Here is a 25,851-nt window from a genome sequence, read left to right on the forward strand (position 1 = left end):
CTCACCGCGTTCCGGTTGCAGTCCGCGCGATCGCCTGCGCGAGCGGGACGTGCTCGCGCGCCCGGGCCGCGGCCTGCCTGAGGAGCCGCGCTGCGACCGTGCCGTGCCCGTCGCGGAGTGCCACCTCGGCGGCTCGCCACTGGCAGTACGCCTCGTCGTGCGGGCGGTCGAGGTCGTGCCAGGTGGCGGCCGCCTCGGCCCATGTCTCGATGGTGTCGCGGCCCAGCAGGCGCTGCTTCTCGGCCTGCCACTGCGGCAGCGCGGCGCGGTCGGCCAGGACTGCGTCCGGGGCGAAGGGGTCGTGGTGCATGGCGGCCCGGAGCCCATCGACGCGGCGGGCGACCCCCGTCCGCTCGGCGGTGGGGTCAGCCGCGGTCGCGTCGGCAGCCGCGCGGGTGACGATCGCGAGCAGCTCCCCAGCGATGCCGGGCGCCACCTCGTCGTGTCGGCCCACCAGGACGGTCTCCGCCAGCTCGAGGCCCTCGGCCGGATCGCCCCACCAGATCACATGATGGAGGTGGGCCTCCAGGGAGAAGGGGTCGACCACGCCTCCACGCCTCTCGAAACGGTCGAGGCGACGCGCCACGGCATCCCGGCGACCCAGGAGCACCTCGAGGATGGCGCGCTCGACGTGCAGGAGGGAGACGGTTGCGGGCTCCTCGGCTGCCGTGTCGGCCGCCACGGCCTCCATCGCGCGTCCGACCATCCCTGCCCGCCGCCAGGCCTGGCTGACGTTGACCTTCACCGCCTCGGCACCCCCGCTCCTGATGCGCCACGTCGCCGCCTGCTGCAGAGCGGCCGCTGCGGCCAGGGCCACGTCCTCCGCCGGCCGGCAGGCCATCAACAGGATGTCGGTGTGGCGGACGGCGACGTACAGGTTCCCCGAGGGGTGGCCGTCGTGGCCGAACTCGCGGATCACGTGCTCGATCTCCTCGACGCCGCGGTCATCGCCCGACGCGGCCAGCTGCCAGGCCCACTGGGCACGCACCGAGCGTTCGAGCGGGCGGTCACCAGCAGTGGCCGCGACGTGAACCGCCTCCTCCAGCGTCGCGGTCGCCTCGTCACGACGACCGTGCCACTCCAGCTCGTTGCCGTGCCACAGGAGCGCTGCCGCGAGGCCGGCCGAGGGTGGCAGCCCGCGGTACAGCGCGATCGCCTGCTCGACCAGCCGCAGGCCGACGTCTCCCGCAACGAACTGCGAGGAGCGGAGGCGGGCCAGCTGGCGCAACAGGTCTGCACGCTCGGCGACGTCGAAGAGCTGGGGCGGGTCCGGTAGCGCGAGCTCCGACTCCAGCAGCGGGACTGCCTCGCGTGGTCGGCCTGCGAGGTCGAGCTGACTGGCGATGCCGGCGACGACTTCGTGCCGGCGCACCGGCGGCGAGCCGACCTCTGCGGCGTCCGGGGGCCACAGCGCGTGGGCTCGACGCCAGTGCTCGGCCGATTGGGCGCCGGCGTACCGCTCCTCCGCCGCACGGGCTGCCCGCACCTGCCAGTGCAGCTCCTCGTCGTGGTCGCCGGCCTCCTGCCAGTGCCGGGCGACCTCCGCAGGTTCGGGCTCGTCGCCCGCGGCCATCGTCACGGCCACCGCTCGGTGCGCCGCGGCGGCCTCGCCGGGAATCATCCGGCGCCGTACGGCCTCCGCGAGAAGCGGGTGGCGCAGCTGCACGCCGCCGCTGTCGACGTCGAGGATCCGCTGGGCCAGCAGCCTGCGCAGGGCATCGGCGAGCCGGTCGGCCTCCAGACCGGCGGCGCGTGCGATCTCGCCCTCCGTCAAGGGCCGGTCCGCGATGCCCAGCACGGACACCACGGCCCATGGTGGTCCGACGAGCGGAGCCACCCGGTCGTCGAGCAGGTCGTCGAGGAAGGTCGGCTCGCCCGCCCCGGCATGTACGAGCTGCTCGGTGAAGAGGGGCTGTCCCAGGCTGCGGGCGTGGATGCGACTGGCGTCATCGCCGGTCGCCAAGGGCCGGATCGACCTGACCTGGTCGACGGTCTCGCCCTCGGTCAGGGGTCCGAGTGGCAGGACCGCGGCATCCCGACGCATCCGACCGAACCATTCCCGGTGCCGCGCGGCGACCTCGGGGTCATCGGTTCGCCAGGAGCCGAGGACGCTCGAGCCCGTGTGGCGGACCAGGTGCTCGACGACGTCCAGGGTCAGCTCGTCCGCCCAGTGCAGGTCCTCCAGCACGAGCGCGAAGGGCTGCTCGGTCGACAGCGCCCGGCACAGCTCCGCGACGCCCGAGAACAGCCGCTGGCGCAGCCACCGGTCGTCCGGGTCGGCAGGCGGCGCGTCGGTCGACCACTCGGGGAGCACCGTGGCGAGCGCCTCGCGGACGTAGTCCGGACACACCCGGAGCGCGCGGGCGACCAGCTGTCCGTCCTCGGCGCGATCCACCTGGCGCAGGGCCTCGGCCACCGGGAGGAGGGGGACCTCGGACGAGAGCGGGAGGCACCGTCCGGACGCGAGCAGCACGGAGTCCCGCACCTGCGCGGACGCGGCCTCGAGCACCGTGGTCTTGCCCATCCCGGCCTCGCCGGTGACGAGCAGGAGGCCGTGACCCGCCTGGAGGTGACGTCGTACGACGTCGAGCTCGGCACGTCGTCCGGCGATCGCAGCCGTCGGCCGACCGTCGTCGGCGGCAGGCGCGGACGCGGCCATCCACCACCCGTGGAAGGTCGCCGGGTCACCGCCCATCGCCTCGACGAGCAGCTCCAGGACGCCCCACGAGGGCAGCGTGCCCGAGGAGAAGGCCTTGGACACCGTCGTGTGCGAGACCCCGGTCTCGCGCGCGAGCGCCCGCAGGCTGCGCCAGCCGTCGCGGTGGTGCAGCTCGTGGAGCGCGACGACCAGGTCGCGCTGCGGCCCCGGTGGCAGGTCCGGGCGGGGGAGTGCGCTCACACCGGGATCCCTCCCTCGGCCGTGGTCCTGCCTTCAGGATCGCCGGTGGCCGTTGCCGTGTCCACGCAGTTCGGGAGGCGGCCGGTCGCCGGTCCGGACCGGGCACCTAGCGTGGGGCCATGCGACTGCGACTGGTGGCGACCGACCTCGACGGCACGCTGCTGCGCGACGACCGCACGGTGAGCCCGCGCACCCGCGCCGCCCTCGACGCCGCCCGCGCCGCAGGGGTGCACGTCGTGCCGGTGACCGCACGCCAGCCGCTCGGGGTCCGCCCTCTCGCCGAGGCGGCCGGGTTCGACGGGTGGGCGGTGTGCTCCAACGGGGCGCTGGGCATCCACCTGACCACCGGCGAGCGGCTCTTCGAGGAGCCGGTCGCCGTCGAGGCGCAGCAGAGACTGGTCGCGGCGCTGGCCGAGCAGGTCCCGGGACTGCTTCACGTCAGCGTGCGGGACGGTGGCGAGGGCTTCGTGGCGCAGGAGGGCTACGCCGCGCTGGCGACCTTCGAGGACCACAAGCGCGACGTGTCGACCATGTCGGGCCACGCGCTCGCAGAGGTCCTCGCCGAACCGAGCCTCAAGCTCATCGTGCGACACCCCGATCTCGGCGTGACCGAGCTGCTCGCGGCCGTCCGGGCGCTCGGCCACGACGACGTCGCGCTGACCCACTCCGGGGCGCCGTTCGTCGAGGTGATGGCCGCCGGCGTCAGCAAGGCCTGGGGTGTCGCCCGCCTCTGCGAGCGGCTCGGCATCGACCCCGACGAGGTGGTGGCCTTCGGTGATGCCCCCAACGACGTGGAGCTGCTGGCGTGGGCCGGGCACGGCGTGGCGGTCGCGAACGCGGTGCCGGAGGCGATCGACGTCGCCGACGAGGTCACCGCGTCCAACCAGGACGACGGCGTCGCGATCGTCCTGGAGCGGCTCCTGGGCTCCTGACGCCCTCGCGCGGAGCACCTCGTCGGGGTGGGCGGGGCACAATCGCGACATGGGTGTCGGGGCGTGGGGAGGTGCGGCGTCGCTCGTCCTCGCCCTCTCGGCCTGCACCGCGTCCCCGCCCGCCGACACCCGCAGCGGGACCGGTGACCGCGACTCGGTGACGGGCGGGGCGGCCGCGACGCCGGGCCCCGACGAGATCACCCTGGCCTTCGGCGGCGACGTGCACTTCGAGGGCCGGGCCGCCCGGCTGCTCGACCGCCCCGGCGGGCTGGGGAGCATCGCCCGGACGCTGCGCACCGCCGACGTCGCCATGGTCAACCTCGAGACGCCGGTGACCCGCAGCGGACGGCGCGACCCCAAGGAGCTCGAGAACGCCCGCGACCGCTACTGGTTCCGCACGCGCCCCGCCGCCGTCGACGTGCTGGCCGACGCCGGCGTCGACGTGGTGAGCGTGGCCAACAACCACGCGGGCGACTACGGCGCCGCCGGCCTGCGGGACACCCTCGCCGCCGGCCGTAAGCGCGGCGTCGCGACGGTCGGCGCGGGCCGTGGCGAGGCGGCGTACGACCCCCACGTGGTCGAGGTCGGCGACCTCGAGGTCGCCTTCCTCGCCGCGGACGGCGTCCAGCGCGAGGGTGCCGGCGGCGTGTGGTCCGCGACCGCCGGCCGGCTCGGCACCGCCTCGGCGCGGGGGAGCAACGCCGCGGAGCTGGTCGACGAGGTCGAGGCGGCGTCGGCCCGCGACCAGCTGGTCGTGGTGTACGTGCACTGGGGCAGGGAGTACCAGTCGTGCCCGACGCAGTCCCAGCGGCTGCTCGCCCGTGACCTCGCCGCCGCGGGCGCGGACGTCGTGGTGGGCAGCCACTCGCACGTGCTCGGCGGCGCGGGTTGGGCCGGCGAGGCGGTGGTGTCCTACGGGCTCGGCAACTTCGTCTGGTACCACGCCCGCCAGGAGCAGACGGGCGTCCTGTCGGTCACCCTCGACGCCGGCGGGGCCGTGCGGAAGTCGTGGACACCGGCCGCCATCTCGTCGACCGACGGGCGCCCGGTCCCGGTCACCGGCGCCGCGCGGGGCCGCGCCGTGGCGGACTGGCGCGCCCGGCAGCGCTGCACCGGACTGGCCGCCGACCGCGGCGGCTCGCAGGCGGACGACCCGGCGTACGCCTCGTCGGTCAGCCGCATCGACGCCGACCTCGCCGACCGGATGCGCCGCAGCCACCGGCCTGGCTGTCCGGTCCCGCTGCGCGACCTGCGCCACCTGGAGCTGACCCACCGTGACTTCGACGGTCGCGCCCGGACCGGTGAGCTGGTCGTCCACCGGCGGTGGGCCCGGCAGGTGGCGGGCGCGTTCGGTCGCCTGTACGACGCCGGCTTCCCGGTCGCCCGGATGCGGCTCGTGGACGACTACCGGGCCGACGACGACCTCTCGATGGCGGCGAACAACACCTCGGGCTTCAACTGTCGTCGGGTCGCGGGACAGCGCAGCTGGTCGCGGCACGCCTATGGCGCGGCGATCGACATCAACCCCGTGCAGAACCCCTACGTCACCGCGCGAGGCGTCGACCCGCCGGCCGGGCGACCCTTCGCGGGGGTCCCGCGGGACCGGTCGGCACCCGCCCGGCCCGGTGTGGTCCGCGCGGGCGACATCCCGGTCTCGGCGTTCACGCGCCTGGGCTGGGAGTGGGGCGGGGACTGGGTGTCGTCCAAGGACTACCAGCACGTCGCGGCGCCGCGAGGGCGCTGACCGCCGGGAGCGCGGCTCCGGCCCGGGTCCGGTCGATCACGCCGAGCAGCGGCACGTGGCCGCGCGCCTGGGCATGGGCGCGGCGGAGGAGCCGGCCGGCGAGGACGTCCCGGTTCTCACGCAGCGCGACCTCGGCGCCCCGCCAGCGGGAGTACGCCGCCTCGTGGGGGCGACCGACGAGGTCCCACTGCTCGGCCGCGCCGACCCAGAGGGGCAGCTGCGGGACGCCGTGCAGCCTGGCCAGCTCTGCCCGCCAGGTGCTGCGGGTGGCGGCTGCCGCCGCGTGCACCGCCTCCGGGGCGAGCGGGTCGGTGGACCACTGCTGCTGCCAGGCAGCGAGCTGGGCGGCCAGGTCGCTGCGGCGGCCCGGGTCGGCCGCGGCCACATCGGCGGCGGCCCGGGCGGCCAGGCACAGGAGCGAGCCGGTGTAGGGCGACCACGAGGTGACGGTCTCCCCGTCGATGCCCGCGCCGATGCGATCCAGGGCCCGGGCCGGCAGCCCGCGCCACAGGTCGCACATCGCCTGCACGTTCACCACCGCCTGACGGTGGGCACTGACGCCGAAGTCGAGCGAGGCCACCTTCTCGAGCCGGCGGTCGGCGGCCTCGAGGTCGCCCTGCACGACCTGGACCCAGGCGCGGACGAGGTGCAGGAAACGCGTGGGCTGGCGGGGATCGTCCCTGGTCCGGGGACGGACCAGCCGGGAGGCGGCCCCGGGGGCACCCGCGTGGAGGCGGGCCTCGGCGACGTTGCAGAGGAGCATCGTGCTCAGCACGAACGACTCGATGCCGGCCTCGCGCACCGCGGCGAGCCCGGGATCCGCCGCGTCGGCGACGTCGTCGGCTGCGGCACAGAGCATCAGCAGCAGGTCGGTGTGGTACGTCCCCAGCCAGACGTCGCTGAAGGGATCGCCCTCCACGACGATGGACCTCGCCTCCCGGGCGGCCCGCAGCCCGTGGGCCGTCCGCCCCAGGACGATGTCGTGCCAGGCCCGCTCGATCAGGGCGCCTCGGTGCAGCGCCGGGTCGCCGAGCCGGACGGTGGTCTCGAGCGTCCGGTCGATGACGACGTCGGCCTCGCCGTTGCGGCCCGCTCCTCGCAGGGCGCTGGACTTCACCCCCATGGCCCGGACCAGGGCGACGCGGTCGTCGAGCGCGTCCAGCACGGCGATCGCCTCGTCGGCGAGGTCCACGGACGCCTGCGGGTCGGCCTGCGCCAGCACCTGGCCGGCCCGGCACAGCGCGAGGGCATGGTCGCGCTCGGGCAGTGCCGGAGCGAGGGCCAGGGCCTCCTCCAGCCACGACCTCGCCTGCCCGGTGTGGCGGGTGTGCCCGGAGCCGACCGTGGCGTGGACCAGCTCCAGCAGCAGCTCGCACCGGGTGATCCCGGCGTCGGCGGGGGCCGGTCCGTCGGCAGGCCAGAGGTCGAGGGCGCGCCGCCAGTGCAGCGCCTCCTCGTCCCGGGCCAGCCCGTCGCAGGCCGCTCGCGCCGCCGCGACCCTCCAGCGCAGCTCCTCACGAGGCTCGCCGGCGCCACGCCAGTGCCCCGCGACCTCGGCCGGCGACACGTGGGCCGTCGTGGACACGGCCGACGCCAGCCGGCGGTGCACCGGGGCCGTCTCGCCCGGGACGAGCCGGGCTCGCACGGCGGCGGACACGAGCGGGTGTCGGACGGTGACGTCGGTCGCCGTGTAGGGGTCGGCGAGCAGGTGGCGGGACACCAGGTCGCGGACGGAGTCGGCGAGCTCGGCCCGGCCCATCGACGTCGCGTCCGCGACGACCGGCGGCGGCAGGGGCCGCTCGGCGAGCGCTGCGACGAGGAGCACCGTCCGGGCGCTCGGGTCCAGCTGGTCGAGCCGCGGGGACAGCAGGTCCTCCACCGGCGCGAGTGCGGTGCCTGCGGTCATCGAGCGCGCCAGGGCCTCGGTGAGCAGCGGCACTCCACGGGTGACCGCGTGGACGCGCTCGACGTCGCCGCGGCGCAGTCGTGGTCCGATGAGGAGGCGCAGCTGCTCGCGCGTCTCCTTGGGGGTGAGCGGCGCGAGGTTGAGCACCAGCGCCGCCTCCCGCCGCACGCGCGTCAGCCAGGCGTCGGCCGCCGCCGACTCGCCGCTGCTCAGGCTGGCCACGATCGGGACACCCCGGCCACCGACCACGTGCCGCTCGACGAAGCCACGCGAGCTGGGGTCGGACCAGTGCAGGTCCTCGAGGACCAGCGCCAGCGGGCGGAGGGAGGACAGCGCGGCGAGGGTCGACTCGATCGCCGCGAAGAGCCGGGCCGCGGCGAAGCGGTCCTCCGGGTCGGGACGCGACGGCCCGATCTCCGGCACGATCCGGGCCAGCGCGGGGGGCACGAAGGCGGGGCACCGGGCCAGTGCCTCGTCGAACCACCGACCGTCGTCGGCGAGCCGGGCGCTCCGCAGCACGTCGGACACGAGCGCGAACGGAGCAGCCGCCCGGACCGGCACCCCGCCGGCCCTGGCCACGAACGTGGACACCTGCTGCGAGGCCGCGGCCAGCAACGTCGTCCTGCCGATGCCCGGCTCCCCGGTGACGACCACCAGCCCGCCGCCGGCCTCGAGGTGACGGCGTACGACGAGGAGCTCCGCCCGGCGCCCGGCGATGGTCCGCCCGGGAGCGGGCAGGTGGCGGGCACCGTCCGCCGTCGCGGCGAGCCAGAGGTCCCGGAAGTCCGCGGGGACGCCCCCGATCGCCGTCACGACCTCCTCGAGCAGCGACCAGGCGGGCGGTCGTGGGTGCGTGAAGAGGTGGAACACGGTGGTGGGCGAGCACCCGGCCCGGCGGGCGATCGCGCGGAGGCTGGGCCGACCTGCCTCGCGGTGCAGGCGGTGCAGCGCGTCGACGAGGTCGCGGTGCGGTCCGGGCGCGAGCTCGGGCTGGTGAAGCAGGCCCATCGGCCCTCCCAGGGTTCCTCCACAGGATCGACCGGTGCCGACGGGTTGTCCAGATCCCGTCAGGTCGTGCTGACGCGGTCGAGCGTCGCTGTCGTCGCCCCGGCCAGCGGGACGTGCTCCCGCGCGTCGGCGCGGGCCCGGCGGGCCAGCCGGGCCGCCGAGGTGCCCCGGCCCTCGCGCAGGGCCAGCTGCGCGCCCCGCCACCGGCAGTAGGCGGACTCGTGCGGACGTCCCGCACGGTCCCACTGCGAGGCGGCGCGCACCCAGGCCCAGGCGGCGGCGCGGCCCTCCAGCCGGCACAGCTCGGCCTCCCACGTCAGGGCGCGGGCAGGTGCGGCGACATCGGGTGCGCCCGCGTCCAACGGGTCGGCGGAGGCGCCCGCGACCAGCGCGCGCAGGGAGCTCGACGTCGACCGTCGCAGGCTCGACGGTGCCGCCGTCTCGTCCATGACCTCCGCGTGCGCCCGGGCCAGCGCCACGAGCAGCGGTCCCGCCGCCGCGGCCTGCGGCCCCTCCAGCTCCTGTCGGACGACGTCCTCGAGGAAGGCGCAGGTGTCGGACGCCCGACCCGCCCAGAGCTCGATCTCCGCCGCCCACGGCAGGCAGAGCGCCCAGTTCTGGTCGTGGACGCGGATGTGCTCGTCCGCCTCGCGACTTCGCCGGAGGGCGGCCGGCACGTGCCCCTCCCGCAGCTCGACGGCCGCCAGCATGACGTGGGCGAACGCCGTGTTGGTGGTGGGGCCCGAGCGGGTGATCGGCTCGATCCACCCGCGCGCGGCGCTGGTGCGTCCCTCGAGGAGGTGTGCCCAGCAGACGTTCGTGCGGACGAGGACGCCGGGGTAGGACAGCTCCAGGTTCCAGGTGGCCGCCGTCGCGAGCGGGGCACGGGCGAGCTCCTCGGACCGCGCGGCCGGTGCCGAGGTGCGGAGCAGCACGTCGGTCACGTTGGCGGCGATCATCAGGTCGGCGACCGGGTCGGGGTCGTCGGCGTCCTCGAGCGCCCGGAGGGCCTCCTCGATCGCCGCTTCGGGGTCGTCGGTGGTCTGCAGTGCTCGCCAGACCAGCGTCGCCTGGTAACGACGGCGGAACCGGGCATCGGCGACGTCGAGCAGCTCGGCGGCCAGGTCGAGCGCGGCGAGCGCCTCGGTCGGTCTCCCCATCTGGAGCAGGAGCCCCGTGCGGTTCTCGATCAGCCGGAACAGCTCCGGCGACGGCGGCAGCGGGTCGAGGAGTCGCAACGCCTGCTCCATCAGGTCCTCGGCGCCGGCCGCGTCGCCCTCCTCGTAGCGCTGCGACCCCAACGCGTGCAGCACCTGGGCCCGCGCCCGGTCGCCGAGCTGGTCGAGCTGCAGCCGTCCGGCGCGTGCCGCGAGGTCGTGACCTGCCTCGACGTCGCCGGCCTCGACGGCCGCGTCGATCGCCCGGACGAGCACCTCCCACAGGTCGACGTCGTCGGGGCGATGGCCCTCGTCCCACAGGGCCAGCACGCGCTGCCAGGTGGCGAGCTCCTCCTCGTAGGCGAAGCGGGCGCCCGCCACGATGGCCGCGTCGACCCGCGCGGAGACCTCCTGGTCGGGCCGTCCGGCGGCCCGCCAGTGGTCGGCGATCTCGGCCGCCTCGACGCCCGGGGCCCCGTCCATCGTCTCGGCGAGGCGGGCGTGCACCTCGGCGGCCTCGCCCGGCACCAGCCGCCGTGCGACGGCCTCGACGAAGAGGGGGTGGGCGAGCTCGGCGTCGTCACCGGTGTCCGGACGCAGGAGGTGGCGCCGCGCCAGGAGGTGCAGCGCCTGGTCCATCGCGTCCTGCGGGAGCCCCGTGGCGTCACGGAGCAGGCCGGGCTGCATCCTGCGTTGCGCGGCTCCCAGCACCCGGACGACCCGCCACGACACGTCGTCGAGGTCGCCGATGCGCCGGTCGAGGAGGTCGACAAGAGCGCGGGGGAGCGCGACACCGTCCGGGCTCGCCGCGAGCTGGGCGGTGTAGAGCGGAAGGCCGCGACTGCGCGGGTGGATGCGGCGCGCGAGGTCGTCGGCCGGGTGTCCGGTGAGCAGGCGCAGCTGCGCGGCCGTCTCGGCCTCGGTGAGCGGTCGCAGGTCGACCGCGGCGACACCGGACGTCCAGCGGGCGCGGGTGAGCCAGTCGGTGTGCGCGTCCGACACGTCAGGGTCGTCCGAGCGCCACGTCGCGACGACCGGTGGCAGCGACGCGCCGTTCACGACGTGGGTGAGCAGGTCGAGCGTGCTCCGGTCGGCCCAGTGGAGGTCCTCGAGGTGCACGGCGAAGGGGCGTACGTCGACGAGCGCGCGCAGCATGCTGACCACGGACGCGAAGAGCCGTTCGAGGCCCCAGGGGTCGTCGGCCGCCGGGGCGGCGGGGCCGTCGTCGAGCTCCGGGAGCAGCCGGGCGAGCGACGTGGCCACGTAGGCGGGGCACGCCGCGAGCGCGTCGGTCATCCACCGACCGCCGTCGTGGTCCAGGACGGCGCGGAGCGCATCGGCCACCGGCAGGAGCGGCATCTCGCGCGACAGGTGCAGGCACCGACCGACGGCGACGAAGACGTCCGTCGTGGTCGCGGCAGCATCGACGAGGGCGGACTTCCCGATCCCCGCCTCGCCCGTCACCAGCAGCAGCCCGGTGCCGGACGCGAGGTGCTGCCGCACGACACGCAGCTCGTCGACGCGGCCCGCGATGGGCGTCGCACCCCGCTCGGTCCCGCGCGCGGCGTCGCGACCGGCCGAGGGCGTCGACGCGGCCAGCCAGAGCTCGCGCGCCTGGTCGACGTCGCCTCCCATCGCCTCGACCAGCAGCTCCACCGTTCCCCAGCTCGGCAGCACGGGGGAGGAGAGGGCCTTCGAGACCGTGGTGTGGGAGATCCCCGTCCGCGTCGCGAGCGTGCGCAGGCTGGGCCAGCCCGCGCGGTGGTGCAGGTCGTGGAGCGCGTCGACGAGCTCCCGGTGAGGGCCGGGAGGCACGTCGGGTCGCGGTAGCGCCCCCATCGCCCAAGGATCCCCGATCCCGAGGGAGCTCTGCGTCTGGTCCAGACCGCTGTCGTGCGCGGCGTCAACCTTCGTCACGCGTTGTCAACCGCCGTCGCCGGGGTCCCACCGTGGAGGAACGGCCGGTCCAGCCGGGTCCGGCACCACGAAGGGACACACCATGAGCACCAACACCCACTCCGTCCGCCGCCGCGTCGCCGCCTGCGCCGCCGCGGCTCTCGTCCTGCCCGCGCTCGCCGCCTGCGGGGCCGACCTCGACCCGCCGGCCCAGAACATCAGCCGCCACAAGGTCGACAAGTCGGCCACCGTCCCCGACCACAGGTCCGGCAACCGCAAGGACTTCGGTGACGAGTACGGCAAGCGCGCGGCTCCGAAGCCCGAGCCGACCCCGAAGCGGAACCTGAACCGGATGGACTTCCGGGACAACGGCCTGTGAGAGGCAACCGGGCGCCGTCGGGGGGCGCCCGGTCCTCGTCCCTTGGCCGAGTCCGCCCGATGGGTCCCTGCTCCCCCGGGGCAGGGACCCATCCACCTCCTCACGCGGGCTCGTCCGCCGTGCCGTGCGGTGCCGTGCTCCCCTGCGACGTCTCGGCGATCGCCCGGGACAGGGGGACGTGCTCGCTCGCGTCGGCGGCCGCGCGCCGCAGCAGGCGCGTCGCGACCGCGCCCCGCCTCTCGCGGAGCGCGACCTGCGCCGCGCGCCAGCGGCAGTACGCCGCCGCGTGCGGGCGCCCGAGGTGACCCCAGGCGACGGCGGCGCGTGACCAGTGGTCCACGGTGTCGGCGCTGCGGGCCCGGACGAGCTCGGCCTCCCAGGTGACGCCGGCGGCCACCCCCGCCGACGACCGCTGCGGGTCCAGCGGGTCGCGCCGGGCGGCGCGGCGCAGGTCCTCCAGGTCCTCCAGGACCTCGAGCGCGGTCGGGTCGCCCCTCGACCCCCGACGGGCGCGGTCCGCGGGCAGGTCGGCCGCGGCCCGGGCGAGCACCAGGAACGCCATCCAGTAGTCGACGATCCCGGGGGAGTCGAGGAAGGCCGCCAGCGGGTCGCGCAGGGCAGCCCAGGCCCGTGCCGGCTCGTCCTGCCACAGCAGCGCCGTCGCCTCCCACACCGCACGGTCCAGCCGGTGGCGCGCGCTGTCGCCGGCCTTCACCAGGGCACGCATGGTCGCGATGGCGTCGTCCGTGCGGCCCCGGACGATGTCGAGGCGCGCCGAGACCCAGAGCCCCGGCCAGTCGTCGTAGCTGGGCGATCGGGGGACGTCGACGAGGCGGGCGGCGGCGTCGCCGGTCCGTCCCGCGTCGAGGTAGGCCTCCACGACGTTGGCCTTCACCACCGTGAGGAGGTGGAAGTCGAGCTGCCACTCACGGGCGAGCTCGAGCACCCGTCGGGCGGCCTCCTCGACCTCCTGTGGCGGGCGGTGGTGCTGCAGGAGGACGTCGGTGTGCAGCATCGCCAGGTGGGCCTCGCGCCACGGGCCCGCCGTGCCGCGCACCCGGCTGCGCGCCCGGCGGAACAGGTCGAGCGCCGCTGCCAGGTCGCCGAGGTGGCCCACGTGCCAGGCCAGGGTGGCAGCGGTCTGGAAGTACAGCGCGTCGTCGTCGAGCTCGGCACACGCCTCGAGGGCGACCTCGAGGTCGCGCGTCGCCTCGTCGTAGCGGGCCAGGTCCATCAGGGTGCTGGCGCGCTGGTCCAGGACGTGGACGAGTCCGGCGCCGACCGGACGTCCGGCGAGGCGGTCCAGCGCGTTGCCGGCGAGCTCGACCGCGGTCTCCGGGTCGTCCCCCACCAGCCAGGCGACCTGGGCGGCGCGGCGGAGCACCTTGGCCGCCTGCTCGTCCGCAAGCGCGTCGACGTCGGGTTGCCCCTCGTCCACCAGCGCCGCGCAGGCCTCGAGGCGGCCCGACAGTTGCAGCGCGTCGAACGCGGACAGCCACGCGGTCACCAGGTCATCGGGCTCGACGACGTGCTCACGGCCCAGCTCGAGGACCCGCAGCCAGTGGTCGGCCTCTGATCGCGGATCGGTGCGGCGGCGTGCCTGCCGGGCGGCGGCGGCTCGCCACCGGGCCTCCTCCGAGGGCTCGCCCGAGAGCCTCCAGTGCTCGGCGACCACGGCAGGGTCCGCTCCGCCGGCGCGTCCGAGCAGCTCGGCGAAGGTGCGGTGCAACCGGCGCACCTCTGCGCGGAGGAGGCGACGACGAGCGGCCTCGGCGAGGAGTGGGTGCGCCAGACGCACCGTGTCCACGGCCCCCACGCTCACCAGGTGTCGCGCCGCGAGGTGCCTCAGCGCGACGAGCACGGCGTCCTCGTCGAGGCCGGCCGCTGCCGCCAGCAGCTGGACGTCGACCGGTCCGTCGGCGACACCGAGCGCTGTGGCCACGCGGTCCTGCTCCGGTGAGAGGTCGCCGAGTCGCCGGTCGAGGAGGTCCGCGAGCAGCGGTGGGAGGCTCGGGTCGTCCCCCTGGATGGCGAGGTGCGCGGTGAAGAGCGGGTGCCCGCGGGACCGGTCGTGGATCCGCCTGGCCCGGCTCGGGCTGTCGGCGAGCCACCCGGCCAGGCGGAGCTGGTCCCGCGTCTCCTCCAGGGTGAGCGGGCCCAAGCTGACGGTGCGGACCGCGGCCAGCGCCTCGATCCTGGCCAGCCACTCGGTCCGCCAACGCGGGACCGTCTGGTCGTCCAGGCGCCACGTCACCGCGACGGGCACCTCCACGCCGCGGGCCAGGACGTACTCCAGCAGGTCGAGGGTGGTGGCGTCCGACACGTGGAGGTCCTCCACCACCACCGCGAGGGGACCAGACGCTGCCAGTCGGGCGAGCACCGCCGCGACGGCCGCGTAGAGGTGCTGCTGGGCGAAGTCGACGTCGTCGGTGGAGCCCGACTCGGCGCCCAGCTCGGGCAGGAGTCGGGCCAGTGCCTCGCGGGCGTAGGCCGGGCAGCCGGACAACGCCTCCCCGATCCACCGCCCGCCGTCCGAGTCGTGGATCGACCGGAGCAGCTCGACCACCGGCATCAGCGGGACCTCGGTGGAGAACGGCAGGCACCGCCCGACGGCCACCCGGGTGTCGGTGAGGGCCGCGGCGGCGCCGACGAGCGTGGACTTGCCGATCCCGGCCTCCCCGGTCACCACTAGGAGTCCGCCGCCCCCGTCCAGGTGATCGCGCACGACGGCGAGCTCGGCATCGCGACCGGCGATCCGGGGAGCCGGGGCTGGAGCCGATCCGTCGCCCGCCGACGAGGCGGACAGCCAGAGGGCATGGAACTCCGACCGGCTGCCGCCCATCGCCTCCACGAGGAGCTCGACGGTCCCCCACTGCGGGAGGACCGTGCTGGACATGACCTTCGAGACCGTGGTGTGCGAGACCCCCGACTGGCGCGCCAGCGTGCGGAGGCTCGGCCAGCCGGCCCGGTGGTGGAGGTCGTGCAGCGCGCGGACCAGCTCTTGGTGCGCGCCCGGTGGCAGGTCCGGGCTCGGTAGTGCGCCCATGTCCACCTCCGGCAGCCGCTGGTGCAGAGCCCGAGACGTCGGCTTCCAGAATCCGACGGCCGTGTCGTCGTGTCCACGCATTTCCCACCATGTGGCCGAGCCCCGACCGGACCGGCTCCCTGACGCCCGTCACGGGTGGGGGCTCGCGCTCCTCGCTAGGCTGCAGCCATGGGGGAGATCGAGAACCGCCCGCACGACCCGTCGCAGATGCGCATCTCCGACGCCGACCGCCAGCGCGTCGCCGACGTGCTGCGTGACGCTGCCGGTGAGGGCCGCATCGACCTCGACGAGCTCGAGGAGCGGCTCGAGCTGACCTGGCAGGCGAAGACCTACGGCGACCTCGTGCCGATCACGCTCGACCTGCAGGCCACCGGCCCGGCCGTGCCACCGTCCGGCCCGCCCGTCCGTCGTACGCCGTCGTCGGTGCCGGCCGTCGGGCACAACTCGTCCGTCGCGATCATGAGCGAGTGCAAGCGCCAGGGCGTCTGGTCGGTCCCCGAGCACCACAGCGCCTTCGCCATGATGGGCAGCGTCGTCATCGACCTGCGCCAGGCACAGCTCTCCGCCCACGAGACGCTCCTCAACGCCAGCTCGATCATGGGCGAGGTCAAGGTGATCGTCCCGGCCGACATGCACGTCGTCATGGACGGCACCCCGATCATGGGCGAGTTCACCCAGGCCAAGGACAAGGTCGCCGCCGAGGTCGGACCCGGCTCACCCGTCGTCCGCATCCGCGGCATGGCCCTCATGGGCTCGGTCACGGTCCAGCGCCAGCCTGCTCCCGGCACCCCCAAGAAGTACCTCGGCACCTACTGACCGCCGCCTCGTCGCGGCGGCGCGGCCGCGCGCGGAAGCCAGCAGGTGGGCGGCTTTTGCCGCCCGGTGGCCCGGGCCCTACTGTGACCCCAGTCACTTCACTACGGATCGTCCGGCACGTACCTGCCGGTGAAGGAGCAGAACATGGCATCAGTGACGTTCGAGAAGGCGCAGCGGTGGTATCCGGGCGCCGACGAGCCGGCCGTGCCCGGCATCGACCTGGAGATCAAGGACGGCGAGTTCATGGTGCTCGTCGGCCCCTCCGGCTGCGGCAAGTCCACGACCCTGCGGATGCTCGCCGGGCTCGAGGAGGTCAACGACGGGCGCATCTACATCGGTGACCGGGAGGTCACCAACGTGCCCCCCAAGGACCGCGACATCGCGATGGTCTTCCAGAACTACGCGCTCTACCCGCACATGACCGTCGAGGAGAACATGGCGTTCTCGCTCAAGATGGCCAAGGTGCCCGTCGCGGAGCGCAAGGAGCGGGTGGCGAAGGCGGCCGAGATCCTCGGCCTCACCGAGTTCCTCGAGCGCAAGCCCAAGGCGCTCTCGGGCGGCCAGCGCCAGCGGGTGGCGATGGGCCGGGCGATCGTCCGTGCACCGCAGGTCTTCTGCATGGACGAGCCCTTGTCCAACCTCGACGCCAAGATGCGGGTGCAGACCCGCACCGACATCGCGCGCCTGCAGCAGGACCTCGGCGTCACGACCGTCTACGTCACCCACGACCAGGTCGAGGCGATGACGATGGGCGACCGGGTCGCGGTGATGAAGCTGGGCGTGCTCCAGCAGGTCGACACCCCGCTCAAGCTCTACGACAAGCCCGCCAACCTCTTCGTCGCCGGCTTCATCGGCTCGCCGCAGATGAACCTGATGGAGGGCACGGCGGTCGACGGCGACGTCAAGATCGGCAGCTACACCGTGCCGGTCGACCCGGCGGCCGAGCGCAAGATGTCGGGCCTGGTCACGGTCGGCGTCCGTCCGGAGAACTGGCGCATCGTCACCGCCGAGGAGGGCGGCCTGCCGGTCAAGGTCACGGTCGTCGAGGAGCTCGGAGCCGACAGCTTCGTCTACGGCACCTGCGACGTGGAGGGCACGCCCGCCAACGTCATCGTCCGCGTCGCCGGGCGCCAGCACCCGCAGAAGGGCGAGACGCTCCACGTCACCACGGACCCGCAGAACGTGCACGTCTTCGACACCGAGTCGGGCGAGCGCCTGTCCGACTGACCCTCGGGTCGCCGCACACCAGCACCGCCTGAGCCCCGGGAGTCCGCTCCCGGGGCTCAGCCGTGCCCGGTGCATCGTCGCCATACTGGGCTCGTGAGCCGCACCGACCCGGAGACCGAGCCGGAGACCGACCTGGCGTACGACGTGGCGGACAACGCCGGCTTCGAGCAGCGCCTCGCCGCGCTGGAACCCGACCTGAGGGCCACCCTGGCGCGGGTCTACGGCGCCGACGCCGCGCCCGAGGTGACCCGGTCCCTGGTCGAGGTCGCCCGGGCGGCGCACGCGGCCCGCCCGGCCGAGCTGCGGGCGCTGGACGAGCGGCGGCTGCGTGAGCCCGACTGGTTCCAGCGGTCCTCGATGGTGGGCTACGCCGCCTACGCGGACCGCTTCGCCGGGACGCTGCGCGGCGTGGGAGAGCGTGCGGCGTACCTGCGGGGCCTGGGTGTCGGCTACCTCCACCTGATGCCGCTCCTGACGCCGCGGCCGGCGCCGAACGACGGTGGTTACGCGGTCATGGACTACCGGTCCGTGCGGCCGGACCTCGGCACCGTCGACGACCTGCGCGACCTCGCGACCACCCTGCGTGGCGAGGGCATCAGCCTCTGCCTCGACCTGGTGCTCAACCACGTGGCGCGCGAGCACGAGTGGGCGGTCGCGGCGCGAGCGGGCGACCCGGACCGGCGGGCCTTCTTCCACGTCCACCCCGACCGCGAGGTGCCCGACGCCTACGAGGCGACCCTGCCCGAGGTGTTCCCCGACTTCGCGCCGGGGAGCTTCACCTGGGACGAGGAGCTGGCGGGCTGGGTCTGGACGACGTTCAACGACTACCAGTGGGACCTGGCCTGGTCGAACCCCGCCGTGCTCCGCGAGTTCGCCGACATCGTCCTGTCGCTGGCCAACGTGGGCGTGGAGGTGTTCCGCCTCGACGCGATCGCCTTCATCTGGAAGCGCCTCGGCACCGACTGCCAGAACCAGCCCGAGGTGCACGACCTCACGCGCGCGCTCCGCACGGTCGCCCGGATCGCCGCCCCGGCGGTGCTCTTCAAGGCCGAGGCGATCGTCGGCCCGGCGGACCTGCCCGCCTACCTCGGCGTGGGGGACCACGCCGGGCGGGTGAGCGACCTCGCCTACCACAACGGGCTGATGGTCCAGGTCTGGTCGATGCTCGCCTCCCGCGACGCCCGGCTGGCGACGTACGCCCTGCAGCAGGTGCCGCAACCGCCCTCCACGACGGCCTGGGTCACCTACGTCCGCTGCCACGACGACATCGGCTGGGCGGTCTCCGACGAGGATGCCCGCGCGGTCGGGCTCGACCCGGCCGCCCACCGGCGGTTCCTGTCGGACTTCTACTCCGGGTCCTTCCCGGGATCGTGGGCGCGGGGGCTGGTCTTCCAGCACAACGAGCAGACCGGCGACCGCCGGATCTCCGGCTCGCTCGCCTCGCTCGCCGGGCTGGAGTCGGGCGACCCGCACGCGGTCGCGCGCATCCTGCTCGCCCACGCGGTCATCCTCTCCTTCGGCGGCCTGCCGGTGATCTGGATGGGCGACGAGGTCGGGCTGCTCAACGACCACGGGTGGGCCGACGACCCGGAGCACGCCGCGGACAACCGGTGGGTGCACCGGCCCCGCATGCCGTGGGCCGAGATCGCGGCCGATCCCGACCCGCACGGCGTCACGTCCGGCCTGCGCCACCTGATCGACGTACGACGCTCGCTGCCGCACCTGCACGCCGCGTCGCCCACCGAGGTGTGGGACCCGCGCGACCCCGGCGTGCTGCTCGTGGTCCGCCGGCACCCGGACGGCCCCCTCCTCGCCGCCGCCAACGTCACCGACCGCGAGGCATGGGTGGCCGCCGACGTCCTGCACTGGCTGGGCCTGCACTCCGACGACCTCGTGGACGCCCTCACCGGTGGTGCGCCGGACCTCCACGACGGCGCGGTGCGGCTCGAGCCCTACACCTCCGTGTGGCTGCACGCCCGGCCCGAGCCGCGCGCCTGAGGCGTCTCGCGGCTTCTTTGTCGGCCCCCTCCTCCCGCGGAGTCCCCGCCTGAGCGCGGAGTCCCCGCCTGAGCGGGGAGTCCGTCACTGGGAGGGGCGTACAACGCCCACGAAGTGTCGGACTACCCCGCCAAGTACACCCGCCCGGACGCGACGAGGCCCCGGGAGCCGTGCTCCCGGGGCCTCGCCTCCGCGCCGACCAGCGGGGCCGGACGTCGTTGGGGCGGTCAGGTCGCGGGCTGGTCCGACCCCGGCTGGACCTCGTCCCGCGCGCGACCGACCTCCTCGGCCTTCTCCATCGCGTTGCCGCCGGGCACGGTGCCGGCGCGCTCGACGTCCATCGTGAGGTTCTCGCCCGTCGAGGGGTCGAACAGGTGGATCTTGCGGGCGTCGACCCAGATGGTGGCGTCGTCGCCCTCGGTGATCCGGCTGGCGCCGTCGAGCGAGACCACCAGCTGGGTGCGCAGCGACTCTCCGTCGAGGTCGCGCTCGAGCTGCTGGAGCTGCTTCTCCACCTCCGGCGGGGCCTCGAAGGGGATGTAGGCGTAGGCCTCGTTGCCGAGCCACTCGACCACGTCGACCTTGGCGTGGAAGGTGGCCTCCTCGCTCACCTTGTCCTCGTCGACCACGCTGGCGTCCTCGAAGTGCTCGGGGCGGATGCCGGCGATGAGGAGGCCCTTCCCCTGGGCCCTCTGCGCCTTCTCGCTCGGGATCTTGACCGTGCCGAAGGGCAGCTCGACGGAGTCGCCGTCCACCTTGGCCGGCAGGAAGTTCATCGGCGGGGAGCCGATGAAGCCGGCGACGAACAGGTTGCAGGGGTTCTCGTAGAGCTCCCGCGGCGTGGCCAGCTGCTGGAGGACGCCGCGCTTGAGCACCGCGACCCGGTCGCCCAGCGTCATCGCCTCGGTCTGGTCGTGCGTCACGTAGACCGTGGTGATGCCGAGTCGCTTCTGCAGCCGCGCGATCTCGGTGCGCATCTGCCCGCGCAGCTTGGCGTCGAGGTTGGACAGCGGCTCGTCGAAGAGGAACGCCTCGGCGTTCCGCACGATGGCCCGGCCCATGGCGACGCGCTGCCGCTGGCCGCCGGACAGGTTGCCCGGCTTGCGCTCGAGGTGCTCGTCGAGCTCGAGGGTCGAGGACGCCTCGCGCACCTTCTTGTCCACCTCGGAGTCGGAGGCACCGGCGAGGCGCAACGGGAACGCGATGTTCTCGTAGACCGTGAGGTGGGGGTAGAGCGCGTAGTTCTGGAACACCATCGACAGGTTGCGGTCGCGCGGGGCGAGGTCGTTGACCTTCTTCCCGCCGATGATCATGTCGCCGCTGGTGATGTCCTCCAGTCCCACGATCATCCGCAGCAGCGTCGACTTCCCGCAGCCGGAGGGCCCGACCAGGATCAGGAACTCCCCGTCCGCGACGTCGATGCTCACGTCGTTGACGGCGGGGAAGCCGTCGCCGTACTGCTTGACGATGTTCTTCATCTCGATGGCAGCCATGGCGGCCTCACCCCTTCACTGCGCCGGAGGTCAGGCCGGCGACGATTCTGCGCTGGAACAACAGGACGATGACGATCACGGGCAGCGTGACGATGACCGAGGCCGTCGCCAGCTGTGCGTACGGTGGGTTGAACGGGTCGGGTCCGACGAAGAACGACATCTGCGCCGGGACCGTCCGCGAGGCGGTGGTCGAGGTCAGCGAGATCGCGAGCACGAACTCGTTCCACGCGAAGAAGAAGGTCAGGATCGCCGCGGTGAAGACACCGGGAGCGGCGAGCGGGACGATCACCTTGCGGAAGGCCTGCCACGACGTCGCGCCGTCGACCTGGGCCGCCTGCTCCATCTCCCACGGGATCTCGCGGAAGAACGCAGACAGGGTCCAGATCGCCAGCGGGAGCGTGAAGGACATGTAGGGGATGATCAGGCCGGGCCAGGTGTTGAACAGGCCGAACCTGGTCCACAGGTCGAACAGCGGGCCGACCAGCGCGACGACCGGGAACATCGCGATCGCCAGCGCGAGCGACAGGACCAGCCGCTTGCCCTTGAACTCCAGCCGGGCGATGGCGTACGCCGCCAGCGTCGCGAAGATCACCGACAGCAAGGTGGCGATCAACGCGATCCCGAAGGAGTTGAAGAGCGCCCTCGTGAAGTCGGGGTTGTCGACGATCGCCGTGTAGTTCTCGAACGTCGGGTCCTCGGGAAGGAACTGCGGACTGCCGACCGCGGTCTCGCTCACGGACTTGAACGACAGCGAGATGATCCACGCCACCGGGAACAGGCACCACAGCAGGATCAGGATGAAGCCGATCCAGGTGCCGATCGCGTTCTTGCCCTTCATCAGCCTTCACCCCTCGCAGACGCCAGGTCGACCCGGAACAGCTTGACGATCAGCCACGCGAGCAGCAGCACCGACAAGAAGAGCACCACCGAGAGCGCCGACCCGAGGCCCAGCTGCATCTGCTCGATCACCTGCCGGTAGGTGAGGAAGGAGATCGACTCCGTGTCCTGGGCACCTCGCGTCATGATGTAGATGTTGTCGAAGATGCGGTAGGCGTCGAGGGCTCGGAAGAGGACCGCGACCATGATCGCGGCTCGCATGTTGGGCAGGATCACCTTCCACAGCCGCTGCCACCAGGTGGCTCCGTCGACCTGGGCCGCCTCGAGCATGTCCTCGCTGACCTGGGAGAGGCCGGCGAGCAGCAGCAGCGCCATGAACGGGGTGGTCTTCCAGATCTCGGACACCATGATCGCGAACATGGCGTGCCAGTGGTCGCCGAACCAGTTGGTGTCCTCGGCGATCCACGGCAGCCAGTTGAACCACGCGTTGACGAATCCGTTGTTCAGCGAGAAGGCGAACTGCCACGCGAACGCGGAGACGACGGTGATGATGCCGTAGGGGATGAGGATCGAGGTCCGCATCAGGCCCCTGGCGAAGATGATGCGGTGCATCACCATGGCGAACGCGAAGCCGATCACGAGCTCCACGGCGACCGTCACGACCATGATCAGGATCGTGTTCCACGTGTCACGCCAGAAGAGGCTGTCGGTGAGGACGGTGACGTAGTTGTCGATGCCGATGAACTCGCGGTCGTCCGGCGCGGTCAGCCGGTAGCGGAAGAGCGACAGGTAGAGCGCCTGGATCATCGGCCAGGCGGTGACCAGCAGCATCATGATGACGGCGGGTGCCACCAGCTTGAGGCCGAGCCTGTTCTCGGCCTTCGACCGGTCGCTCGCCGCAGGCTTGGCGGACACGTCGGCGGGTGGGCGTTGCAAGGTGGTGCTCACAGCAATCTCCCTCCTTCCAGGATCTGCTGGGTGAAGTCCTGGGACTCCGGGGGCGTGTCCTGGTTGACGCTGGCCGGCGGGTGCCAGGTGTTCTGCAGCGAGCTCGAGATGTCGCTCCAGTAGGGCGTGACGGACCGGGGCGCCGAGGCGTCCACGCTCTCCTGGAAGAGCTGCAGGAGGTCCTCGGGGTAGGCCTCCTTCAGGGCCGGGTAGTCGTAGCCGGCCGTGCTCGCCGGCATGTTGCCGGTCAGGTCGGCGTTGATGCCCTGGTTCTCCGGCTCGACGAGGCAGGCGGCGGCCTCGAGCGCGAAGTCCTTGTTGTCGGAGAACTCGCTGACGCCGATGCCGATGCCGCCGTAGGGCGGACGGGACTCCTCGCCCTCGACCGTCTGGGGGTAGCGGGTGTAGCCGATGTCCTTGGCGACGTCGGGGTCGGTCTCGTCGTAGTTGTGGAAGATGTAGGTCCAGTTGACCATGAACGAGCCGTTGTCCCCGCCGAAGGTCGACCCGGCCGTGCCTTCGTTGGACACGCTGAGGTCGGCGGGCGCGGCGTCGGAGCTGGCGAGCTCCTCGATGATCCTGGCGGCGTCCTCGCCCTGCTTCGAGTCGATGGTGAGGTCGAGGTCGACGCCCTTGTCGGCGTTCTCCACTAGCTGTCCGCCGGCGCCCGCGATCAGCGCGTTGATCCAGACGCTGTAGCCCTCGTACTTGTTGGCCTGGACGCCGATCTGTCCGCCGTTGTCCGCGGCAGCCTGGATGATCTGGTCCCAGGTGACCGGCTGGGACATGTCGAGGCCGGCCTTCTCCACGAAGGACTTGCGGTACCAGAGCACCTGGGTGTTGGACCAGAACGGGAAGACGACCAGCTTGTCCTCCCACGTGGCCGCGTCCATCGCGCCCTTGAAGGTGCCCTGCTCCTCGAGCTGCGTCTTGGCGTCCTGGGGGAGCTCGGCGAGGAAGCCGGCGTCGGCGAACTCCGCCGTGAACGGCGGGTCGAGCGACATCAGGTCGATGGCCGGGTCCTTCGCCGCGAGGCGTCGCGACAGCTGGATCCGCTGCTGGCTCGAGTCCTGGGGGAGCACCTGGGTGGTGATGGTGTACTCGTCGGTCGAGCACTTCTCGGCGACCGCGTCCTGGCCGCCGGCGTCGGGGTTGATGTACCAGACCAGCTCGGGCTTGCCGCTGTCACCGCCGCAGGCGGCGAGGAGGCTGCTCGCGAGCGCCAGCGTGACCGCGGATGCGGCGATGCGTCGAGACCGCGGACGACCGCGGGATCGGGTCGATGAACGTGGTGCCATGCGCCCCTCCTATGTATGACGTGGATCACTGGTCTATCGGCTGCGGCTATGTTTGGCAACAGCGCCTCACCCAGAGGAACACCGTGACGAGAGAGGCCCCTGTGACGAGCTGGTTCGCGCCCGGTCGCATCAACCTGATCGGCGAGCACACCGACTACAACGACGGCTACGTCCTGCCGTTCGCGCTCGAGGTCGGGTGCACCGCGACGGTCTCGCCCGCGCCCGGGGCCGACGGCTGGACGGTCCGCTCCGCCCAGCAGCCCGACCCGGTCGACGTACGACGCTCGGGGCTGGCGGACGCCGACCTGGCGGGCGTGCCCGACTGGTCGCGCTACGTGCTGGGTGCGCTGTGGCTGCTCACCGACCGCGGCGTCGACGTGCCGCCGCTCGACGTCGGGGTCGACTCCGACGTGCCGTCGGGCGCGGGGCTGTCGTCGTCGGCCGCGCTGGTGTGCTCCGTCGTCCGGGCCGTCGACGACCACCTCGGCCTCGGGCTCGACGACGCCGCCCTGTTCGCGCTGACCCGCGACGTGGAGAACGACGCCGTGGGCGCGCCGACCGGCGGCATGGACCAGCTGGTCAGCCTGCGCGGCGAGGCGGGCCGCGCCCTGTTCTGCGACATGCGCAGCCACGAGACCCGGTCGGTCCCGCTCGACCTGGCCGGCAACGGCCTCGCGGTCCTGGTGGCCGACACCCGCGCGCCCCACCGCCACTCCGACGGGGAGTACGGCGCCCGCCGCAGCGGCTGTGAGGAGGCGGCCCGCCGCCTGGGCGTCGCCGCGCTGCGGGACGTGACCGCCGACGACCTCGACGCCGCGCTCGGCAGGCTCGACGACGACGAGCTGCGCCGCTACGTGCGCCACGTCGTCACCGAGGACGACCGCGTGCTGTCGGTGGTGGAGCTCCTCGACGCCGGTCGCCTCGCCGACGTCGGGCCGCTCCTCACCGCGTCGCACCGCTCCATGCGTGACGACTTCCGCATCACCGTGCCGGAGGTTGACACCGCCGTCGACACCCTCCTGGGGTCGGGCGCGCTCGGGGCCCGGATGACCGGTGGCGGCTTCGGCGGCTGCGTCATCGGGCTGGTGCCCGAGGCGGACGTCGACGCGGCGGGCGAGGCCGTACGCCGTGCCTTCGCCGACGCGGGCTTCGCGGAGCCCGACCTCTTCACGGCCGAGCCGTCGCCGGGCGCCCACCCCCTCGCTGGCCGCTGAGTCTCTCGGAGACTCAGCGCCTACTTGCAGGGGGTGCCTGACACCTGGAGGCCTTTGCAACGGCCTCCAGGTGACGGACTCCCCGCTCGAGCGGGGAGTCCGACGAGAGCGCAGCGGCTACGAGGCCCGGTCGGCGGTCCTCCGGATCGCCTCGACGAAGGTGCCGAAGAGCTCGGGCGGCAGGTCGTGGCCCATCCCGTCGATGGTCACCAGCTCGGCGCCGGGGATGGCCGCGGCGGTCGAGCGGCCACCGCTGACGTGGACCATCTTGTCGGCCGTGCCGTGGATGACGAGCGCCGGCACGCGGAGGCTGCGCAGCCGCGGGGTCCGGTCGTCCTGGGTGAGGATCGCCAGCATCTGACGCACGGCGCCGCTGGCGCTCACGCCGCGGTCGAAGGTCGCCTCGGCGCGGGTGCGGAGGGCGTCGGGGTCCGACGGGTAGGCGGCGGAGCCGATCAGCGACCACATGGCGAGGCTGGTCTCCACGTAGGCGTCGCGTCCGGCCTTGCGGGGCGCGATGAGCCGGGGGAGCAGCGAGGGGTGCTGCCAGCCGACCGTCCGCTTGCCCGTCGTGGAGCTGATGCTCGTCAGCGACCGGACCCGCGTCGGGTGCTCGACGGCCACGGTCTGCGCGATCATCCCGCCCATCGACACGCCGACGAGGTGGGCCGCCTCGAGGCCGAGGTGGTCGAGCAGCGCGACGGCGTCGCCGGCCAGGTCCGACATCGAGTAGGGCCTGCTGGCCCTGCCGGTCGCGAAGGCCTTGACCAGCTGGTCGGGCCGGGCCGGGGCGGCGATGCGCGAGGACCTGCCGGTGTCGCGGTTGTCGTAGCGCACCACGTGGAAGCCGGCGGCCGCGAGCCGCTCGCAGAACGCCTGGTCCCACCACGTCATCGGACCGCTGAGCCCCATCACCAGGAGCAGCGGCTCGTCGTCGGCGTCGCCGAAGGTCTGGTAGCACAGCTCGACGTCGATGCCGACCGGGGCGCGGAGCTCGTCGGACGCGACGGGCGGCTGGGGGTCTCGGTGGGGCGCGGCCATATCGTCAGTGAA

General features: G+C 73.5%; 16 protein-coding genes. 7 read left to right on the top strand and 9 right to left on the bottom strand.

What is annotated here, in order from left to right; translation table 11 throughout:
• Position 1 precedes the first annotated feature (1 nt).
• On the bottom strand, positions 2 to 2,899 hold the full coding sequence (locus tag NYO98_RS12420) for an ATP-binding protein (RefSeq protein ID WP_268112043.1): 2,898 nt from the start codon (positions 2,897 to 2,899) through the stop codon (positions 2 to 4).
• A 119-nt stretch (positions 2,900 to 3,018) separates the two neighbouring features.
• Between NYO98_RS12420 and NYO98_RS12425 the strand changes: the two genes are divergently transcribed.
• Entirely contained in the window at positions 3,019 to 3,831 is an 813-nt protein-coding gene (locus tag NYO98_RS12425) for a Cof-type HAD-IIB family hydrolase (RefSeq protein ID WP_268112044.1), read from the top strand.
• Between the two features lie 49 nt (positions 3,832 to 3,880).
• Complete coding sequence (locus NYO98_RS12430; protein WP_268112045.1) at positions 3,881 to 5,575, top strand: CapA family protein; 1,695 nt, start codon at positions 3,881 to 3,883, stop codon at positions 5,573 to 5,575.
• On the opposite strand, the gene NYO98_RS12435 is transcribed toward NYO98_RS12430, so the two are convergent.
• A complete protein-coding gene (locus NYO98_RS12435) occupies positions 5,493 to 8,489 on the bottom strand; it encodes an AAA family ATPase (RefSeq protein WP_268112046.1) in 2,997 nt (998 codons plus the stop codon). The genes NYO98_RS12430 and NYO98_RS12435 overlap by 83 nt on opposite strands.
• Positions 8,490 to 8,548: 59 nt before the next feature.
• The gene (locus NYO98_RS12440) at positions 8,549 to 11,461 is read right to left on the bottom strand and encodes an ATP-binding protein (RefSeq protein WP_268112047.1); all 2,913 of its coding nucleotides are present in this window, start codon (positions 11,459 to 11,461) and stop codon (positions 8,549 to 8,551) included.
• A gap of 184 nt (positions 11,462 to 11,645) precedes the next feature.
• On the opposite strand from NYO98_RS12440, the gene NYO98_RS12445 reads away from it, so the two are divergent.
• Positions 11,646 to 11,921, top strand: coding sequence for a hypothetical protein (locus tag NYO98_RS12445; protein WP_268112048.1), 276 nt, complete (start codon positions 11,646 to 11,648; stop codon positions 11,919 to 11,921).
• Between the two features lie 100 nt (positions 11,922 to 12,021).
• Here NYO98_RS12445 and NYO98_RS12450 read toward each other — a convergent pair whose 3' ends face one another.
• The gene (locus tag NYO98_RS12450) at positions 12,022 to 15,048 is read right to left on the bottom strand and encodes an ATP-binding protein (protein WP_268112049.1); all 3,027 of its coding nucleotides are present in this window, start codon (positions 15,046 to 15,048) and stop codon (positions 12,022 to 12,024) included.
• A gap of 87 nt (positions 15,049 to 15,135) precedes the next feature.
• On the opposite strand from NYO98_RS12450, the gene NYO98_RS12455 reads away from it, so the two are divergent.
• The 3 genes from NYO98_RS12455 (at position 15,136) to NYO98_RS12465 (ending at position 19,008) form a co-directional block, all read left to right on the top strand.
• Positions 15,136 to 15,783, top strand: a complete 648-nt coding sequence (locus tag NYO98_RS12455; RefSeq protein WP_268112050.1) for a DUF1707 SHOCT-like domain-containing protein — start codon at positions 15,136 to 15,138, stop codon at positions 15,781 to 15,783.
• Positions 15,784 to 15,927: 144 nt separating this feature from the next.
• Positions 15,928 to 17,010 (top strand): ABC transporter ATP-binding protein, encoded by a 1,083-nt coding sequence (locus NYO98_RS12460; protein WP_268112051.1) that lies wholly within the window; start codon positions 15,928 to 15,930, stop codon positions 17,008 to 17,010.
• Positions 17,011 to 17,103: 93 nt separating this feature from the next.
• Positions 17,104 to 19,008: an alpha-amylase family protein gene (locus tag NYO98_RS12465; RefSeq protein WP_268112052.1), complete on the top strand. Its 1,905-nt coding sequence runs from the start codon at positions 17,104 to 17,106 to the stop codon at positions 19,006 to 19,008.
• Positions 19,009 to 19,235: 227 nt separating this feature from the next.
• Here NYO98_RS12465 and NYO98_RS12470 read toward each other — a convergent pair whose 3' ends face one another.
• From NYO98_RS12470 to NYO98_RS12485, 4 genes are read right to left on the bottom strand one after another with little or no spacing between them, the layout of a single operon-like run.
• Complete coding sequence (locus NYO98_RS12470; RefSeq protein WP_268112053.1) at positions 19,236 to 20,501, bottom strand: ABC transporter ATP-binding protein; 1,266 nt, start codon at positions 20,499 to 20,501, stop codon at positions 19,236 to 19,238.
• Positions 20,502 to 20,508: 7 nt separating this feature from the next.
• Positions 20,509 to 21,339, bottom strand: a complete 831-nt coding sequence (locus NYO98_RS12475) for a carbohydrate ABC transporter permease (RefSeq protein ID WP_268112054.1) — start codon at positions 21,337 to 21,339, stop codon at positions 20,509 to 20,511.
• On the bottom strand, positions 21,339 to 22,286 hold the full coding sequence (locus NYO98_RS12480) for a carbohydrate ABC transporter permease (protein ID WP_268112055.1): 948 nt from the start codon (positions 22,284 to 22,286) through the stop codon (positions 21,339 to 21,341). The genes NYO98_RS12475 and NYO98_RS12480 overlap by 1 nt, the downstream gene beginning before the upstream one ends.
• Positions 22,283 to 23,584, bottom strand: a complete 1,302-nt coding sequence (locus tag NYO98_RS12485) for an extracellular solute-binding protein (RefSeq protein ID WP_268112056.1) — start codon at positions 23,582 to 23,584, stop codon at positions 22,283 to 22,285. Before NYO98_RS12485 ends, NYO98_RS12480 begins: the two co-directional genes overlap by 4 nt.
• Positions 23,585 to 23,685: 101 nt before the next feature.
• On the opposite strand from NYO98_RS12485, the gene galK reads away from it, so the two are divergent.
• Positions 23,686 to 24,798, top strand: a complete 1,113-nt coding sequence (gene galK, locus NYO98_RS12490) for a galactokinase (RefSeq protein ID WP_268112057.1) — start codon at positions 23,686 to 23,688, stop codon at positions 24,796 to 24,798.
• Positions 24,799 to 24,915: 117 nt separating this feature from the next.
• Here the strand turns inward: galK and NYO98_RS12495 are convergent, their stop codons facing one another.
• Complete coding sequence (locus NYO98_RS12495; RefSeq protein WP_268112058.1) at positions 24,916 to 25,839, bottom strand: alpha/beta fold hydrolase; 924 nt, start codon at positions 25,837 to 25,839, stop codon at positions 24,916 to 24,918.
• Positions 25,840 to 25,851: the final 12 nt, after the last annotated feature.

The sequence above is a fragment of the Nocardioides pini genome, from assembly GCF_026712185.1.
GTDB classification, from domain to species: domain Bacteria; phylum Actinomycetota; class Actinomycetes; order Propionibacteriales; family Nocardioidaceae; genus Nocardioides; species Nocardioides pini.